This window comes from Magnetococcales bacterium, from assembly GCA_015231925.1.
Classification (GTDB): domain Bacteria; phylum Pseudomonadota; class Magnetococcia; order Magnetococcales; family JADGAQ01; genus JADGAQ01.
In genome coordinates this window covers 23,271-40,144 of record JADGAQ010000014.1, presented here as the reverse complement: position 1 = coordinate 40,144, position 16,874 = coordinate 23,271, and the positions used below count along the sequence as shown (strand labels likewise).

Here is a 16,874-nt window from a genome sequence, read left to right as displayed (position 1 = left end):
CCCAGGGCGCTGCCCTGGACCCGTCGGGGGGGATAATCCCCCCCGAACCCCCGTGTACCTGAACAGATACGCCGTTTTTTGCGTCGGAGACTTTTGCAACGGAGGTTTGGACGGATGGAGCTGTCTTTGCTAAAATGCAAGCTGCATGGTGTGACGGTAACCGATGTGCACCTGGACTATGACGGTTCCTGCGCCATCGACGAGGATTTGCTGGAGGCGGCGGGGCTGCGGGAGTTCGAGCAGATCCACCTCTGGAACGTCACCAGTGGGGAACGGCTGATCACCTATGCCATTCGGGCGCAACGCGGCAGTGGCGTGATCTCCGTCAACGGAGCCGCCGCCCACAAGGCCCGGGTGGGCGAAAAGATGATCATTGCCGCTTTCGCGCAGATGTCCGATGCGGAAGCGGCCCAGTTCGTGCCCCGACTGGTCTATCTGGACGGGGCCAATCGCATTCGGGAAATGTCGGGATCCATTGCCGTGCAGGCAGCCTGACAGCCCCCCACTTCAGGAGAGGCATGAGACGGCAACGTCCTTCCCGTTTCGAGTTTCGCGGCGAACGCAGTCGGCGCAGACCCGTGGTCCACTGGCCACGGGTCGCGGTATTGCTGGTTGTCCTCGTGGGCTTGGTCAGCCTGACGACATCCCGGTGTAACCGGGAACCGCAGGTTTCGTCCCCCGAACCTGGAAAACGCTACGAGCGTCTCTATCCGGCAGGTCTGTGATGCGCTATCCATTGATCGGTTCTCCGGGTCTGGCTCTCCTGTTGCTGCTGGCGTCACCGCTTGCGGCCCAGGAGGAGCCGTTTCCCGCCACGGGTAAATCCACGTCGTCTTCACCGCCGGTTCGCTATGTCCCCGGAGCCGCGCTGGCTCCGGGAGACAAACCGGCCCCGGCGTCGGTGATGCCGAATCTGCTGGACGCGCCGACTGTCGGCACCGTTCCCGCCGAACGAGCGGTTCCCGGAGCCGTTGCCCCTCCGGTCGCCGCTTCGCCGTCGTCTCCGGTTCCAGCCCCGCCGTCATCTCCGATGGTCATCACGCCCGCGCCGTCCGCGCCCCGTTCCACGTCCGCGCCGTCGGGGCCCGCACCGTCGATGGTCATCACGCCCGCGCCGTCCGCGCCCCGTTCCACGTCCGCGCCGTCGGGGCCCGCACCGTCGATGGTCATCGCCCCCGCGTCGCCTGCGACCCGCACCACGTCCGCGCCGTCGGGGCCCGCACCGTCGATGGTCATCACCCCCTCGACGCGCTCTTCGGCCTCTTCTCCCTCCGCCTCTCCGGCGCTCAGGCCGGGTGGCGTCCCGCTGGCCCAACCGGCTGTCGAGGGGGTTCCCGAGGGGCGTTCCGCCGCCGCCAAGGCTTGCGAGGCGGCGGGCGGCAAGCCGGCTCCCGCCGGGGGATGTTTGCTGGGATCGCAGCGGGTTGTGGAGGAGGAGTCTCTCAACGAGACGCCGCCGCCTGTTTCGGCTGGCCGGGCGGAGGCGGCTCCGGGGGTGGAGATGGGATGGCGTCTGTTGGCCTCCCAGCAGGCTCGGGTGGCGTTGCTGGTTGCCGAACAGTCCCTGGCCCACGGGGGGCGGGAGCAGGCCGTCGCCTGGTATCCGATCAAGGCGGAGGCCATGGTGCGTCTGCACCGCTACGCCGAAGCGGCGGAACTGCTCAATCGCACTCCCGAGGCGTTGATGGCGGCCAATCCGCGTCTGCAGCGGCTGTGGGCCCTGTCCATGCTGCGACTGGGACGGTTGGACGAGGCTCGCCGGCTTTACGTCGAGTTCATGTCCTTGCCGGGGAGCAGCGCGGAGGAGCGCCTTGCCGCCCAGTTGGGCGTCGGAGTGTGTACCTTGCGCAGTGGATCCCTGGCGGAGGCGGAGTTGCAGTTGGATCTCTACGCCCAGGAACCGGGCCGCCCCCGTGTCGATCTGCCCTATGCCGTGGCGCGGATCGAGTTGCTGGTGGCCTTGGGGGATGTCAAGGGGGCCTCCTCGGCATTGGACGGGGTGTTGAAGGGTTTGTCCAACCGGGAAAGTTCGGATCAGGGCAGTGTGGTGCGTCCCGATTTGGCCCGTCTGCTGTCTCGGGTGGGGCGTTGGAACGATGCGGTGATTCAGGGGGAACGACTGCTGCGGGAGGGGGATTCCTCCTGGTCGCGTCGTCTGCATGCGGACCTCTTTCTCAACTGGATGAAAACGCCTGTGGACCCCAAGGCGGTCGCGGCTTATGGCGGGGAGGAGGGGGTTCTCTTCCGGGCGGCGTTGCAGCGCCGACAGGCCATCGAAGCGGTGAAGGCCGTTTGGGGACAGGCGGTGGAGCGGGATGCGGCGCTGGGTCATCTCCTCTCCCTGGGGGTGGCCGGACCGGCCGGTCTGCTGGACGAGGGTGGTCTGCTGCTGCCGGAGGGGTTGGGGCTGGAAGCGCCGTTGCCCGATCCGGTGCGGGGCCTTTACGGCCGGTACCTGTTGCGTGCGGGGCGTGGGGAGGCGGCGTTGCGTCTGTTGGGCAATCTGCCGGGTGAAGAGGCCGATACGGTGCGTTTTCTGGCGGCGGTGACCGGCAAGCCGGGCGAGGTGGGTGTGGACACCCTGGCGGCCCGCTTCATGGACGGGCGTCAGCCGGCGCGCTGGGTTGCTCCGGTTGGAGAGGCGTTGCGTCTGTTGTCGAAGGCGGGGCGGATGGAGGAGGCGGCCAGGCTGGCGGCCCGTCTGGAAGGACGGGAGGAGGCGGAAGCCCGGCAGGCGTTGGGATTCCATCGTGCGCTGCTCAAACAGAGGCAGGGGGATGTGGCGGGCGCCTTGGCGCTGGGGCTGCAGGTGTTGTATGGGCAGCCGGGCCGGGAGGCGGCGCCGGCGGAGGTGACGGAGCTGGTGGCGCAGTTGTTGGTGGCCAATGGTTTTGTCGAGGAGGCGGCGCGTTTGCGCAAGCCGGTGGTGGTTGAGCCGGCGGCCAAAGCGGCGGCGGAACCGGCCAAGGCGGCGGAACCGGCCAAGGCGGCGGAACCGGCCAAGGCGGCGCCCGAGCCGGTCAAACCGAATGCGGTGCCGGGCAAGCAGCCGGCTCCGGTGGCGCGGTAGCTTCCTGGAAATATGGGGGTTCGGGGGGGATTATCCCCCCCCCCCGACGGGTCCAGGGCAGCGCCCTGGGACTTTTCTTTTGACTCTTCCTCTTTTCTATTGCTTTTACCCGCCCAGAAAAACGGGAGTCTAACCTCCGGGGGCTTCTTCCCGGAGGTTAGACGATCCGGCGGGTATTTTATTACCTCCATCGAGCGAATCAGCTTCACCGATTCGCTCGATGGAGGGCCAGACGGTGGTCAGTCTTTGTGGGCAATTTGCCAGCCCTGGCCAAGACGTCAAAGTGGTCACGTCTCTTGGCTGGTTGCTGTGTGTTTGCGACACAGGTCCGAAATCGTATCGATCAACCTGTTGATTGGTTCGGCCAGCCGCTTCGGTAATACGCGGTGCTGTGTATGAGTCCTCATGTCGGCATCCCAGTGATGCGCCACCCACACGTCCTCTTCGGGGTGATCATTGTTCACGCGGTTGCGATACTTGTATCCAACGAGCGCATCCGTGTGCGACAGCAGGGTGTACGCCATTGTCATGTGGAAGCGATGAGACTGGAGATCAGCCGGTCCTTTGGGGCGTGGTAGGGTCAACCGCAGACATCTCTGGTCGTTGAATTTACTCCAGTCTGGGCCAACGACTTCTCCCGCGTTTTTCAGCATCTTGCGCGACTGCTCGTTCTTGCCATTGACCTGGGCAACGGCCACCGTACCCTTCTGGTACTCCAGTTTCTCGGCAAGCCGGTTCATCCATTCTTCTATTTTTTTCAGGGTGTTGTCGTCGGCAAATATAAGAAACTGATGCCGTTGATCGTCGTCAAGGAACGCCGGCAATTGGGCGTATAGGGGGTACAGCAGGTCGTGGAGATAGATGTAGGTCTGCCGACGCCCTTGCTCGTGGTTTCGAGTGGTCGCGGTCAGTACCTGCTGCGCCCACTCGGGCGTGATTTCGTCCAGCGTCATCTCGGTGATGTCGATGGAAATGAGCGGAAATCCGAGCGACTTCCCGATCAGCGCCTTGTGTCCATCGAAGGCATGTCCGAGTTCGATTTCAATGCCACCCAGCACCATTGGCTTGGCCACTAACTCGGCGCGGCAGTAGTTCAACACTTCCGCATGGACGGCGCGGCTTTCCAGATTGGCCTTGAGTCGTCCCGCACGGGCGCGCGCCGCATCAAGCGTCCTAGCCTTGTCGGCGTATCCAACCTGGCCATCTTCGCGCACGTAGAAACCGGAGAAGGCAAGGACGACATTGAGTTCGTCGCGCCGCCAGGCGAACGTCGCAGGATCGCTGGCGTAGTTCACCGGGTTCATCGCACGATTGATGAACATGATAAGATGGTTGCCAACTTTGTGCTTGTTCCGGGCTTCGGCTAACGCATTGAACAATCGCTTCCACTTGGTCATGCCGGGCGATGTGTCGGTACCCTTGATTTCTTGCAGCAGTCGCTCGATCTGCGTGCCGCTCAGACCTCGGTTGGTATCGGCGAGCACGCGGCACACGGCTTCAAGATGTTGTGAACTGAAAGGTTCAATTCGCGTCACCAATGCCTATTTCCCTCGTCAGGCATCAGATGATGGCCTGCAAGCCCTTGTCGGCGATGACGTTGAGCAGTTTCAGCGCCGGCCCCGTGGGATGGGTTTCACCTTGCTCCCACTTGCGCACGGTCGAGGCCGAGGTGTGCAGATGAAGAGCAAATACCGGTTGGCTGAACTTCAAGGCTTCGCGCAGGCGTTTGATGTCGACGGCACTGAAAGCCCGCACCGGCGGCGGGCAGATCGTGTCGAACTCGCGCATCGTCACCTTGCCGATCGCTCCCGCGTCGTGGAGCGCAGCCAAGTCGCTACGAAGGGATTCAATGATCTTGCTCACAGTGTACCTCCAGTAACACGCCCGACTGCATCGCCCTCGACAAAGCCTCGGCGGACAGTTCCAGAAACACCTTGCCGGCAAATTGCAGCGCCTTCTTCTCGTCTTGCGTGATGTTTGCCTTGGCGCTCTTTGGAAACCCATGCAGGAATACGCAACGGCTACCGATCCGCGCTGACAACAGCGTGCGGTAGCCGCCGCTCTTGCCGCTGCCGGGGCGGGCAACCCGCTTCTTGTAGAGAAAGCCGCCCAAATCCGCGTCGATCAAACCGCTTTCCATCTCCACAACCGCCTTGCACAGGACGGCATCGGGCAGCTTTTAGCCCGCCTGCCACCGCGCAAAGTCCCTTCGCTTGAGGATGCACGTCACCTTGACCTCCAAAATATACCCGAAACGGGTATACCTTTCAATCTCCCCCCGCAAGGGTCGATCAACAGGATGATCAACTCCCAAGGCCGGCCACGGCGGGCTCGCTCTTTGGCCATCTTTTTCGGGAAAAGGCCACCAAAAAGAATGGCCGTGAGCTGGGCGAGCCTGAAAAGATTGGAGGAAAAGTCCTGGGGCTTCACCCCGGACCCCGGGGGGACAATCCTCTACGGATCTCCGCATTCCCGAACGGATTGGATCACCGCCTGGAGAGGCTGCCCTTGCCCTCTTTCAACTGTTTCTCCAGATAGTCCAGCTCCTGCCGCACGATCTCCCGTTCCGCTGCGCCGGGAGGGAACTCCTTCAACGCCTCTTTCAGGTGCCATTTGGCCATATCCTCCCGCAGTTGCATGCGGTAGTAGCGCCCCATGGCCAGATGCCCCGCGCCCTTCTGTCCCCGATTGCCCTCCGCCAGTCCCAGCAGATAGAAGGGTTCCGCCAGTTCGGGATGGGCGCTGGTCAACTGACGCAACAGCTTGACCGCCTGTTCGCTCTCCTTGCGTTCATTGAGGACGAAAGCCAGTTGATATTTGAGATCGGGATGATCCGGCAAGGTCTGCAGGGCCAGCCGTAAATCGGCTTCCGCCGCCGACAGGCTGCCCTTTTCCAGACGCAGCACCGCCCGATCCCGCAACAGATAGGGATCTTTCGGATCCTCTTCCAGCAGTTTGTTGAGCAGGGCTTCGGCTTCCGGCAACTGTCCGGCATAGCGCAACGAGGCCGCCAGGCCGAAGAGGGCCGCCTGTCGGGCCCCGGGGTCGTTTGGATGCTGTTCGGCCCGTTGCCGGAACTGATCCGCCGCCTGGGCGGGATTGGTGGCGGTGATGGCTTCCAGCCGGGCCTGCACCCGTCCCAGTCGTCGCAAAGAGGTGGCGGAGAAGGGACGGGTCGGTGCCGGGGCTTCCGCCACCAGTTCCCGGGTCTCCTGGATGCGTTCCGGACCGACGGGGTGGGTCAGCAGGTAAGGGGGCGGCATGCTCATCAGTCGTTGTTCCCGGCTGATGCGTTCCAGAAACCGCACCAGCCCCTTCGGGGAACGCCCCGCTTTGGACAGGAGATGCACCGCCATGTTGTCGGCCTGCCGCTCCTTGTCCCGAATGGCGGCGATGAGTCCGCTCCGGGTGGCGGCGGCGCCGCCCACCAGAGCGGCTTCCGTGATCTTGCCGTCCTTGGCGGCGATGCCGGCCACCAGCCCCGCCGCCGTGGCGATCAGGGCCTGCAGGCCCAGGCGTTTGGCATCGCCTTCGAGCTGAATGTGGTGACCCGAGGAGAGATGGGCGATTTCGTGGGCCATGACCGCCGAGAGTTCGTCCACATCCTGGGCGGCCAGGATCAGCCCGCTGTGAAAGACGATGTGACCGTTGGGCAGGGCGAAGGCGTTCATGGCCGAATCGACCATGACGTGAAAATGGATGCGTTCCGGCGAAAGGTCGGCGGCTTCCAGCAGGGGGTTGCCGATCTCTTCCATCAGGGTTCCCGTTTCGGGATCGGTGACCAAGCGGATTGCTTCGGCATTCTCTTTGGCGGAGTGAAGGGCGGAAACCGGCAGGAAACCGATCAGTCCAATCAGTAAAACCATCCGGAAACGTGACAAGGGAGCCTCGCGGGGTGACTGGAGGATGAAGTGGGGAGAGATCTCCGGGCCATTTTGGTCAAGTTTGTACGATTGGCATGGAATTGGCGAGCTTTTTTCGGGGGAAAAGCCACACGGACGGTTCACCGGGGCCGGGCGGGTCGTACAGGGGGGATGAGGGTGCGTCCATGAGTCGTTTCGATCGTCTGGTCGGTTTGCGTCGTCTGCGGGAAGAGGCGGCGGCACTGCGCTTTTCCGAAAGCGTGGCCCGGCTGCGCGAGGCGGACAACCGCCTGCAGCGGCTGGCGGAAGAGACGGAGCAGGTGCGCCAGGAAGCCGTCACGGCGGTGCGGGAAAATGACCGTCTGCCGGTAAATCGCTACGAAGATTTCTACCGGGGGCAGCGGGTGCGGGAGTTCCATTTGCAACGGGACCGGCAGGAGTCGGTCAAGGGGATGGAGCTGGCGCGTCAGGTCTGGCAGGAGGCGCGCACCCAGTTGCGGCAGGTGGAAAAGTTGGCGGAAAAAGATGATGCCCGTTTGTTCGAAGAGCAGAAGCGCAATCAGCTCAAGGCGATCGATGAGGCCGGTACGGTGCGGTATCAGTTTCGGGACATGGAGTATGAGGGATGAGTACGGCGTTGAGACTGCGCGTGATGTGGACAGCCCTGGCGATCTTTTCGGGGTTGATGCTGATACAGGATGCCGTGGCGGCGGGGGCGACGGCGGAGAATCCGCTGCGGGATCCCATTCAGTTGCTGGAGTCGCTGGAGAAGCGGCGGCTGGATCTGGATGAACGGACCAAGCGGCTGGATGTGCGGGAAGAGGAGTTGAAAAAGCTGTCGGAGCAGTTGGACAAGCGCATGGCGGCTCTTGAGGCGTTGCGCTCCTCCATTCAAAAGGATCTTTCCCAGGAGAAGTCTCTGGATGAGGCCAACATCGCCAGGCTGGCCAAGATCTATTCCGGCATGAACGCGGCCCAGGCCGCCAAGCAGTTGTCGGGTTTGCAGCCGGAGGTGGCGGTGCGGGTGTTGAAGCTCATGCGGGAGAAGAACGCTTCCAAGGTGTTGGGCAAGATGGATGCGGACAAAGCTGCCAAATTGGCGGACAGTATCGGTTTGCCGATGGCGGAGAAGCGTCGCCGTCCGTAGTCCGTTTTCCCGAGATTCACCCCAAAGGGGCCGGAGGTTGATCCTTCCGGCCCTTTTTATTTCCCGTAGTCCTTGCCTTTGAAAAATACGGGGGTCCGGGGTGGGGCGGATCCCCAAGGTGTTGACGTGGCCTTCGGCGGGTCGAAGCGTTGAAGGTAATCCCCCCCGGACCCCCGTATACCTGAACGAGATACCCGCAATTTATCGTTCAAGTATTCCCCCTCTCCAGCCGAAAAGATGCTTCAGACAGGGAAATCGCCTTCGATCCCCCGGGAAACGAAGCTCGTATCGCCCTGTTATGGTTTGATTCGTCGCCGCGACGACAACCTGAAAAAAGCTCTCAAGCTTGCGGCTCCGGCGGACGATAAACAAAACAAGCCCACGGGGGCGACGGAAAAGAGAGTCGAAAAAAACTCTCAAGCTTCCACCCCGAATGGACGATAAACAAAACAAGCCCACACTGGCGGATCAAAATAAGGTTGAAAAAAACGCTAACGAAAAAATAGGATGCAGCCGATAAGAGTAACAACGGGAAATTGAACAGAGAGTAAAGAGTGAAAGATCTTAAGAGATGAAAGACATTAGCAGCAAGAGGATGTAACCATAAATTAAGATATATGCGATTCGTAAAGCGTGCAGGCCATGGGCCGCTCACCCGTTGTCGGCACGTCTCGTCAACCGCCTCTTGGAAGAAGCGATACGGACGGGATAAACGCCTTACGATGAAGCCTGCGGGTTAGGGTTGACCCGCAACGTAATGACCAACCCACCTCCATCCAGGGAAGGAAATCCGGCTTTTCAGGATTTACTTAGGAGGTCTCAAAATGCCGCTCTTCTTGAATACGAACGTTGCTTCTCTCAATGCCCAACGGCATTTGAATTCGTCCACGCTGGAGCTTGGCAAGGTGTTCGCCAAACTCTCCTCGGGGATGCGCATCAACTCGGCGCGGGATGACGCCGCAGGACTCGCCATTTCCAACCGGATGACGGCCCAGATTCGTGGCTTGAGCCAATCCATTCGCAATGCCAATGACGGCATCTCTCTGGCCCAGGTGGCCGAGGGGGCGCTGGAAGAGACCAGCAACGCCATGCAACGGATTCGGGAGCTGGCCGTGCAATCCGCCAACTCGACCTACAACACCTCGGACCGGTTGAGCCTGGATAAAGAAGTGCAGGCTCTCCTGGCGGAGATCGACCGCATCTCCACCCAGGTGGAATTCAACAAACAATCCCTGCTGGACGGTACATATCAAAACAAGCAGTTCCAGATCGGGGCGTTTTCCGGCCAGATCATCTCCTTCGGGATCGGCGGCACGGGCTTCACCTCCATGGTCGGCCTCTCCACCGTGACCATCAGTACGGTCACCGGAGCCAACTCGGCCATGCGCATCATGGACAACATGCTCAACAGCGTCTCCGACCTTCGGGCTAACCTGGGCGCCGTCCAGAGCCGCTTCGAATCGATCGTGGCCAACTTGAGCAACGTGGTGGAGAACTCCTCGGCAGCCCGCTCCCGGATCGTGGATGCGGACATCGCCCAGGAAACGGCGGCCCTGACCCGTGCCTCCATCCTGCAACAGGCGGGTACGGCGGTTCTGGCCCAAGCCAATCAGCAACCCCAATTGGCCCTGCAACTCCTCGGCGGTCGATAACCCCGGAAGTTGACAGCAGGTCGGGCAGCGGATGAAAGCTTTTCGTCACCGCCACAGGAGAGGTTTGCCTCGTGGCGGTGACGAAAGCGGAAAATAACCGGACCCGGTGCTTCCGAAAGGGTTTTCCCGGCGGAACGGATCCGGCAAGGGGACCACTGCGGGTCAAGCGATTAATTGAGTATATTTTGAGATAGAATAACTTTATTGATTTGGGCGGACGAAGGGCGTGTGACGGCTGCAAGGGTGCGGTCGTGGCCGAATCAAGGGAGCAAGGGAGAATCGTCATGGGCAACCGTCTGATGGGGCGAGGTAGCAGGAGAGAACCCGGAAATGACGGTGTCGTGTCGGTGAACGCGATCCTTGAAGGGGCTTGTTGGCCGGATACGGGACGGGCGGGCGATTGGGAGTGTTTCGAACCGACAGCCCCCGTGCGGATTGTGGCCAATCAGGAGATGCGCCAGTTCGAGGCCAGGAATGACGCGCGTATTGCCGCTGCGGAAGCGATGGCGATACGGGAGCGTGCAGGGATGGGGTGTGGAGCGCGCCCGGCGCATGCCGGGAGGAAGAGCGGCCTTCCGGAACCATGCTGCCCGGAGGGGCCCAAGGGGTTGAGCGGCCTCCTGTGGCCCCGGAGGCATGAGGGTGCGCTTCACCTCCCCCAAAATGAGAAGTGGTGTCGTCCTGCGCCCCGCGAGGCGCGGCTGGATGCGGGATGGCCTGGTGGGATCACCCGGTCGTTGACGGGCGATAGCTGGGAGTTGTGGCTGGAATGAACGGCGCACCGCCGGTCGCCGGGTCCGCTGTCAGAAGACGACGGTTGCAAGGTGGACGGCGTCCGGCTCTTTCGCAGGGGTGCGGAAGTTTGTCGGGAGGGTTCGGCGGCAGGTGTCTCGGCAGGGCCGGTCGGCAACGGGTTGTGAAGAATGGGTTTCCGGGCATGAGGGCCGAAATCCGCCTTGGGAAGGAAAACCACATCCCCTTGGCCGAACCAAAGGAGACCGTATCACCCATAGGACGAGAGGTTTTTCGGGTTGGTCCGCCGGGGCAGGGATCGGAGTGGTTTGTCCGGGACAGGGTGAAGCGGACGGGATGTCGGATGGGTGTGGGCGACAGAGGTTGGTGGACGGATCGATGCCGGTGAGGAGTTCCCCGTTTGGCAAGAAGGCCGGAATCCGTCTGACGGAAGGGGAGCGTGACAGCGCCAAGCATCCATGGGACAGGCAAGCGTTGCGGCATGGAGGAGCGGATCGGTTTTTTAAAAGGAAGGCGTGTTGCGTCGGATGTGATGCGGAAGTCCCTGCCGGTGAAACAGGGGCCGTGTCCTGAACGGAAGGGGTATGAACGCCATTTTTTAGGGTATTTCCGAAAAGGCGACAGTGTGTCGCGAGCCGATTGAATCGGCGTCTTTTTAAGGAAGACCAAAGTAAGACGAGCAGTCTGGTGCCATGAAGGCACCAATGGATCGGACGATGCGGCCCTTCGCCAAGGTGGAGGGGTGTCGTCAGGGTAGGAACCAGACCCTTGAAACGAGTGGTTCACCTCCAGTCAAGGAAGAAGTTAATTAATCGGATCAAGCGATCCGATCGATGGAGGATCGAACAATGGCTTTGTACATCAATACCAATGTCAGCTCCCTCAACGCTCAACGGCAGTTGATGCAGTCTACCAACAGCCTGGGGGTGAGCTATCAACGGTTGTCATCCGGCCTGAGAATCAACTCGGCCAAGGATGATGCGGCGGGCATGGCCATCACCACCCGCATGACCAGTCAGATTCGGGGTTTGAACCAGTCGGTGCGCAACGCCAACGACGCCATCTCCATGCTGCAGGTGGCCGAAGGCGCCCTGGACGAAACCACCAATGCCTTGCAACGCATTCGGGAACTGGCGGTCCAGGCGTCGAACGACACCTACACCACCTCGGACCGGGACAGTCTGCAGCAGGAGGTCAACCAGCTGCTGTCGGAGATCGAGCGCATCAAAACCGACTCGACCTTCAACAAGATGAATCTGTTGGACGGTACCCTGGTTGGGCGTCACATGCAGGTGGGGGCCTTTTCGGGCCAGTACATCTCGGTGACCATCGCCTCGGCGGGACGCAGCGGACTGGGGGTGGATCTCCTGGTGATCAGCGGCACGACCTTCTCCAAGGCGATGTCGGCCATCACCCTGGTGGATGGCGCCTTGAACAGCGTCTCCGATATCCGGGCCAGCCTGGGGGCCTTGCAGGTGCGCTTCGAGTCGGTGATCGCCAACTTGAGCAACGTCTCCCAGAACACCTCCGGATCCCGCTCCCGCATCCAGGATGCGGATGTGGCGGAAGAGACGGCGCTTCTGACCCGGAACACGATTTTGCAGCAGGCCGGTGTGTCGATTCTGGCACAAGCCAATCAGCAACCGCAGTTGATCCTGAAGTTGCTTGGATAAAGACGCCGGAACAAGACACGAACAAGGGTCTGGGCGGATCCTGAAATGAACGACCCACTACCGGTCATGGAAGAGAATTGAATTTGGCCAGGATCCCGAGACGGGATCCGGCCCCTGGAGGATCAAACGATGGCTCTTTACATCAACACCAATATCGGTTCCCTCAACGCCCAACGCCAGCTGATGCGTTCCACGAACAACCTGGGCGTCAGCTATCAGCGGCTCTCCTCCGGCCTGCGCATCAACTCGGCCAAGGACGACGCGGCGGGCATGGCCATCACCACCCGCATGACCAGCCAGATCCGGGGTTTGAACCAGTCGGTGCGCAACGCCAACGACGCCATCTCCATGCTGCAGGTGGCCGAAGGCGCCCTGGACGAGACCACCAATGCCCTGCAACGCATCCGGGAGCTGGCGGTTCAGGCGTCCAACGACACCTACACCACCACGGACCGCGACAGTCTGCAAATGGAGGTCAACCAGCTGCTGTCGGAGATCGAGCGCATCAAAAACGACTCGACCTTCAACAAGATGAATCTGCTGGACGGTACGCTGACCGGGCGTCACATGCAGGTGGGTGCCTTTTCGGGCCAGTACATCTCGGTGACCATCGCCTCGGCGGGCCGCAGCGGCCTGGGGGTGGACCTCCTGGTGGTCAGCGGCACGACCTTCTCCAAGGCGATGTCGGCCATCACCCTGGTGGATGGGGCGCTGAACAGCGTCTCCGACATCCGGGCCAACCTGGGCGCCATGCAGGTGCGCTTCGAGTCGGTGATCGCCAACTTGAGCAATGTTTCCCAGAACACCTCCGGCGCCCGTTCCCGCATTCAGGACGCGGACATCGCCGAAGAGACGGCGACCATGACCAAAAACGCCATCATGCAGCAAGCCGGCGTGTCGATTCTGGCCCAGGCCAATCAACAGCCGCAGTTGATCCTTCAGTTGCTGGGGCGGTAGTTCCGGCGCACGAAGGGATCGGATGAGTCGACGGTATCGTTTACGGAGTGGACGATATCCGCAGGGAGGCGAACCGCTCAGGGATGAATGGGATTTTCCCGCCGTGAGGCGCTTGATCAAGAGGAGGTTGCGATGGCGACTTGAATCGACAGGTCCTACTCCGGAGGGCATGGAGGGGGCTGCACGATCACACCGCGGCAGGCTTCGGATGACGAGAGGGGACAGGGATGTTCGGGCAGGAAGCCCGAAGAGCGCGCCGGCAGGGAAGCCGGCCTCGAAAAACGTAGCGTGAAACGGTTGTGTGTCAGCGCGATTTGAGGTGCAACGTCCTCGAATCGGTTGCAAACGGAGGGGACGGTCCGCAGGGCGGATCCTCTTCGGGAGGCGGATTTCGGACCACGGCTCACGGAAGAGCAGTGTCGGCAGGATGGCATTTCACAGTGGTCCGGGTGTGACGAACATCGGACATATACCAGCCGGATGCGGTTTTTCGGGAAAGGATTTCCCGGATTTCCGGTTGGAAAAAAAACAACAGGGTTGGGTTGGCCCTGTAAAATGATCGGCCCATAAAAGCCCAGGGAAAGGGCATTCCAAGGACGAAGTACTGTTTTGCTCAGGGAGAGTGCAAAATGTCTATCTCTGTCGTGACAAACATGTCGGCCCTCAACGCCCAGCGCAATCTGGCGAAGACGACCAACAATCTCAGCACCACCTATCAGCGCCTGACCTCGGGTCTGCGCATCAACTCCGCCAAGGACGATGCCGCCGGTCTTTCCATCAGCGCCCGGATGACGGCTCAGGTGCGGGGTATCAACCAGGCGGTGCGCAACTCCAACGACGCCATCTCCATGTTGCAGGTGGCGGAGGGGGCGCTGGATGAGACCACCAATGCCCTGCAGCGCATCCGTGAACTGGCGGTGCAGGCCGCGAACGAAACCTATACCACCTCGGATCGCGACAGCATCCAGCAGGAGGTCAACCAGCTTCTGTCGGAGATCGAACGCATCAAAACCGATTCGACCTTCAACAAGATGAACCTGTTGGATGGCACGATCAACGGCAAGCACATGCAGGTGGGCGCCTTCTCGGGCATGTATGTCTCCGTGACCGTGGCCTCCGCCGGACGCAGCGCACTGGGTGTGGATACCCTGGTGGTCAGCGGCGCCACCTTCTCCAAGGCGATGTCGTCCATCTCCCTGGTGGATGCCGCGCTGAACAGCGTTGCCGACATTCGTTCCAACATCGGCGCTCTGCAGAACCGCTTCGAATCGATCATCGCCAACCTGTCGGTGATGTCCGAGCGGACCGTTGGCGCACGTTCGGCCATCATGGATGCGGACGTGGCGGACGAAACGGCCAATCTGGCCAAGCATTCGATCCTGCAGCAGGCGGGTGTGGCGATCCTGGCCCAGGCCAATCAGCAGCCGCAACTGGCCTTGAGCCTGATCGGGCGGTAATCCGGGGCTAGGAAGGTGGCGGTCGGGGATGTAAAGACCGCCGCCTCCTTCCGGATCCCACATCGATTCGACCCGGCTTGGATGGGGTCTGGTATCGCAAAAGGAGGCGTTCCGAAAGGGTGTTCATCTTTTTTCGTACTGGATGTAATACGTTGAAAACTGTTTGTGCCCACGGACGGGTGTAAACCAGGGCTGGGGTTGCCCTGTAAAATGAATGCCCCACCTCCGAGCCACGGATGGCGTTTCCAAAAGCACAAAAGGAAAGTTAATGGAGGGTTGAAAAATGTCTATGGTTATCAACACCAATATGTCCGCGCTGAATGCGCAACGCAATCTGGCCAAAACCACCAACAGCCTCAGCACCACCTACGAGAGGCTGACCTCGGGGTTGCGCGTCAACTCCGCCAAGGATGATGCGGCCGGTTTGTCCATCAGTTCCCGGATGACGGCTCAGGTTCGGGGTATCAACCAGTCGGTGCGCAACGCCAATGACGCCATCTCGATGTTGCAGGTGGCGGAAGGGGCTTTGGACGAGACGACCAACGCCCTGCAACGCATCCGGGAGTTGGCGGTGCAGGCGTCGAACGAAAGCTACACCACCTCCGATCGCGACAGCCTGCAATTGGAAGTGAACCAGCTTTTGTCGGAAATCGAACGCATCAAGGCCGATTCGACCTTCAACAAGATGAATCTGCTGGATGGCACGGTCACCGGCAAGCACATGCAGGTGGGGGCATTCTCCGGCCAGTATGTCTCCGTGACGGTGGGTTCCGCCGGACGCAGCGGCCTGGGGGTGGATCTTCTGGTGGTCAGCGGCACGACCTTCGCCAAGGCGAACTCGGCCATCACCCTGGTGGATGCCGCGCTGAACAGTGTCGCCGATATCCGTTCCAACATCGGCGCCATGCAGAACCGCTTCGAGTCGATCATCGCCAATCTGTCGGTGATGTCGGAGCGGACCACGGGAGCGCGTTCCGCCATCATGGATGCGGACGTCGCGGAGGAGACGGCCAACCTGGCCAAGCATTCCATTCTGCAACAGGCGGGAACGGCGATCCTGGCTCAGGCCAACCAACAGCCGCAACTGGCACTGAGTCTTCTGTCCAGCTTTCGATGAGTTTTTCAAGGGACTCATGAATAAGGGCGCTTCAGGGACGGAGCGCCGGAAGGGCAAATCTCTGCGGGAGATGTTGTTCGAAGCGGCAGGGATGTTGGGAGGTTATGCGATGGCCTCCTACGAACGGGTTCAGGAGTTCAAGGATGCCCAGGACGGCCCAAAAAAGGCGCGGCGCAGACCGGATACGCGATGGCGGAAGGAGAGCTTACGCCATTTCGATTGAGGCTGGCCATCGCCGGATGGGGCAGATCGGATCCAGGGAAGGATCGGGGTAGCCGAGGCCTGAAACGGAACGCGGATGCGGGTGGAATGACCGGAGTGGCGAGATGCCGGGTGGTGCAAGGAAGCACTGCCCGGTGTTCCGGGAGGGGTCGCGTGCCCCCACCTTCGGAGGGATCGGAAGGTGGAAAATCCTGGACAGGGATGTACACTTCGGAAATCTCACCCGCATCTCCCGTTTGATAAAGACTGTTCAAGATGGATAATTGATTGGTCTATAAATAATAAAGGTAATGATATGAACAAGAGGATTGGATTCTTTAGTTCAAGGAGAGTGTTGCCCGGATCTGTCGGGTGATCGATTTAAAATACATATTTGAGGATGTTGTAACTATTAATATTAACAAAAATTTTGCTGTATAATTGGCGCAACCCGGTCCGGGACTCCCTGTTTTCGGGCTCGTGGAGTCGGCTGGCGGGCCGGATCGGGGGCTGAACAGGGATGAATTGTTTGAGTAATTAACAACCAGCAATCAGGGAGGATTATCGCTACAGGGAAAGTGGCTATGGGACGGAAACGGTCGGGAAAGGGCCTGACATTCGTCCGAGACAACGACTGTCCGCTTCGGAATGGCCTGACAGGCTTTGTCCGATCGGGACATTCCTGACGCCGCGTGTCAGGTTGCCGGGATCGTGAAACGGTCTGTACGGAGATGAGACCGGATCTGCAGCCCAAGGATGGGTTTGCCACGGCGAAGGTGCGCCTGCAGAGGGGCGGGGACTCGTGACGGCCTCGTGGAGGAGAGGTCGGCGTTGCGACCCGGAGATGGGTTGGCCACGGGAGTCGATTGTCCGCAAAAACGGAGCGAACAGGCCGGATTGCGACCCGGAGAAGGGCTTGAAAAGGCAACGTTGCGCCTGATCGAGACGTGGCAGCGGCCCGCCTGGACGCCAGGGCCGTCATGC

Annotated in this window: 16 protein-coding genes and 2 pseudogenes; 12 read left to right on the top strand and 6 right to left on the bottom strand. The window is 61.0% G+C overall.

All coding sequences use genetic code 11. From position 1 onward, the window contains the following. Positions 1–114: 114 nt before the first annotated feature. Together HQL56_03285 and HQL56_03280 are read left to right on the top strand one after the other, a co-directional pair. Positions 115–495 carry an aspartate 1-decarboxylase gene (locus tag HQL56_03285; protein ID MBF0308540.1) on the top strand — a complete coding sequence of 127 codons (381 nt, stop codon included), beginning with the start codon at positions 115–117 and terminating at the stop codon, positions 493–495. A 23-nt stretch (positions 496–518) separates the two neighbouring features. Continuing rightward, positions 519–725, top strand: coding sequence for a hypothetical protein (locus tag HQL56_03280; protein MBF0308539.1), 207 nt, complete (start codon positions 519–521; stop codon positions 723–725). A gap of 124 nt (positions 726–849) precedes the next feature. Here HQL56_03280 and HQL56_03275 read toward each other — a convergent pair whose 3' ends face one another. After that, on the bottom strand, positions 850–1,383 hold the full coding sequence (locus HQL56_03275; GenBank protein ID MBF0308538.1) for a hypothetical protein: 534 nt from the start codon (positions 1,381–1,383) through the stop codon (positions 850–852). A 22-nt stretch (positions 1,384–1,405) separates the two neighbouring features. Here HQL56_03275 and HQL56_03270 point away from each other — a divergent pair, with 22 nt between their 5' ends. Continuing rightward, entirely contained in the window at positions 1,406–3,070 is a 1,665-nt protein-coding gene (locus tag HQL56_03270; GenBank protein MBF0308537.1) for a hypothetical protein, read from the top strand. A 287-nt stretch (positions 3,071–3,357) separates the two neighbouring features. On the opposite strand, the gene HQL56_03265 is transcribed toward HQL56_03270, so the two are convergent. The 5 genes and pseudogenes from HQL56_03265 to HQL56_03245 form a co-directional block, all read right to left on the bottom strand. Further along, entirely contained in the window at positions 3,358–3,810 is a 453-nt protein-coding gene (locus tag HQL56_03265) for a hypothetical protein (GenBank protein ID MBF0308536.1), read from the bottom strand. Positions 3,811–4,140: 330 nt separating this feature from the next. Next, positions 4,141–4,605, bottom strand: a pseudogene (locus tag HQL56_03260) (TIGR02391 family protein). A 25-nt stretch (positions 4,606–4,630) separates the two neighbouring features. Continuing rightward, complete coding sequence (locus HQL56_03255) at positions 4,631–4,933, bottom strand: DNA-binding transcriptional regulator (GenBank protein ID MBF0308535.1); 303 nt, start codon at positions 4,931–4,933, stop codon at positions 4,631–4,633. Further along, a pseudogene (locus tag HQL56_03250) lies at positions 4,917–5,300 on the bottom strand (type II toxin-antitoxin system RelE/ParE family toxin). Before HQL56_03250 ends, HQL56_03255 begins: the two are co-directional and overlap by 17 nt. A gap of 256 nt (positions 5,301–5,556) precedes the next feature. Continuing rightward, positions 5,557–6,936 (bottom strand): M48 family metalloprotease, encoded by a 1,380-nt coding sequence (locus HQL56_03245; GenBank protein ID MBF0308534.1) that lies wholly within the window; start codon positions 6,934–6,936, stop codon positions 5,557–5,559. Between the two features lie 182 nt (positions 6,937–7,118). Here HQL56_03245 and fliJ point away from each other — a divergent pair, with 182 nt between their 5' ends. From fliJ to HQL56_03200, 9 genes are all read left to right on the top strand, one after another. Next, complete coding sequence (gene fliJ, locus HQL56_03240) at positions 7,119–7,562, top strand: flagellar export protein FliJ (GenBank protein MBF0308533.1); 444 nt, start codon at positions 7,119–7,121, stop codon at positions 7,560–7,562. After that, complete coding sequence (locus tag HQL56_03235) at positions 7,559–8,080, top strand: hypothetical protein (protein ID MBF0308532.1); 522 nt, start codon at positions 7,559–7,561, stop codon at positions 8,078–8,080. Before fliJ ends, HQL56_03235 begins: the two co-directional genes overlap by 4 nt. Positions 8,081–8,904: 824 nt before the next feature. Beyond that, positions 8,905–9,732, top strand: a complete 828-nt coding sequence (locus HQL56_03230) for a flagellin FliC (protein ID MBF0308531.1) — start codon at positions 8,905–8,907, stop codon at positions 9,730–9,732. A gap of 347 nt (positions 9,733–10,079) precedes the next feature. Continuing rightward, entirely contained in the window at positions 10,080–10,505 is a 426-nt protein-coding gene (locus tag HQL56_03225; GenBank protein ID MBF0308530.1) for a hypothetical protein, read from the top strand. An 828-nt stretch (positions 10,506–11,333) separates the two neighbouring features. Beyond that, positions 11,334–12,158, top strand: coding sequence for a flagellin FliC (locus HQL56_03220; GenBank protein ID MBF0308529.1), 825 nt, complete (start codon positions 11,334–11,336; stop codon positions 12,156–12,158). A 129-nt stretch (positions 12,159–12,287) separates the two neighbouring features. Continuing rightward, complete coding sequence (locus HQL56_03215) at positions 12,288–13,115, top strand: flagellin FliC (protein MBF0308528.1); 828 nt, start codon at positions 12,288–12,290, stop codon at positions 13,113–13,115. A 629-nt stretch (positions 13,116–13,744) separates the two neighbouring features. Then, complete coding sequence (locus HQL56_03210; GenBank protein MBF0308527.1) at positions 13,745–14,572, top strand: flagellin FliC; 828 nt, start codon at positions 13,745–13,747, stop codon at positions 14,570–14,572. A 283-nt stretch (positions 14,573–14,855) separates the two neighbouring features. Continuing rightward, positions 14,856–15,689 (top strand): flagellin FliC, encoded by an 834-nt coding sequence (locus HQL56_03205; protein MBF0308526.1) that lies wholly within the window; start codon positions 14,856–14,858, stop codon positions 15,687–15,689. A gap of 16 nt (positions 15,690–15,705) precedes the next feature. Continuing rightward, entirely contained in the window at positions 15,706–15,912 is a 207-nt protein-coding gene (locus HQL56_03200) for a hypothetical protein (protein ID MBF0308525.1), read from the top strand. Positions 15,913–16,874 lie beyond the last annotated feature (962 nt).

Bases quoted from the DNA above. Each gene is read 5' to 3' on its own strand.
- HQL56_03285 (MBF0308540.1), top strand. From the start codon at position 115: ATGGAGCTGTCTTTGCTAAAATGCAAGCTGCATGGTGTGACGGTAACC.
- HQL56_03280 (MBF0308539.1), top strand. From the start codon at position 519: ATGAGACGGCAACGTCCTTCCCGTTTCGAGTTTCGCGGCGAACGCAGT.
- HQL56_03265 (MBF0308536.1), bottom strand. From the start codon at position 3,810: ATGAACCGGCTTGCCGAGAAACTGGAGTACCAGAAGGGTACGGTGGCC.
- HQL56_03245 (MBF0308534.1), bottom strand. From the start codon at position 6,936: ATGGTTTTACTGATTGGACTGATCGGTTTCCTGCCGGTTTCCGCCCTT.
- fliJ (MBF0308533.1), top strand. From the start codon at position 7,119: ATGAGTCGTTTCGATCGTCTGGTCGGTTTGCGTCGTCTGCGGGAAGAG.
- HQL56_03235 (MBF0308532.1), top strand. From the start codon at position 7,559: ATGAGTACGGCGTTGAGACTGCGCGTGATGTGGACAGCCCTGGCGATC.
- HQL56_03230 (MBF0308531.1), top strand. From the start codon at position 8,905: ATGCCGCTCTTCTTGAATACGAACGTTGCTTCTCTCAATGCCCAACGG.
- HQL56_03220 (MBF0308529.1), top strand. From the start codon at position 11,334: ATGGCTTTGTACATCAATACCAATGTCAGCTCCCTCAACGCTCAACGG.
- HQL56_03215 (MBF0308528.1), top strand. From the start codon at position 12,288: ATGGCTCTTTACATCAACACCAATATCGGTTCCCTCAACGCCCAACGC.
- HQL56_03210 (MBF0308527.1), top strand. From the start codon at position 13,745: ATGTCTATCTCTGTCGTGACAAACATGTCGGCCCTCAACGCCCAGCGC.
- HQL56_03205 (MBF0308526.1), top strand. From the start codon at position 14,856: ATGTCTATGGTTATCAACACCAATATGTCCGCGCTGAATGCGCAACGC.
- HQL56_03200 (MBF0308525.1), top strand. From the start codon at position 15,706: ATGAATAAGGGCGCTTCAGGGACGGAGCGCCGGAAGGGCAAATCTCTG.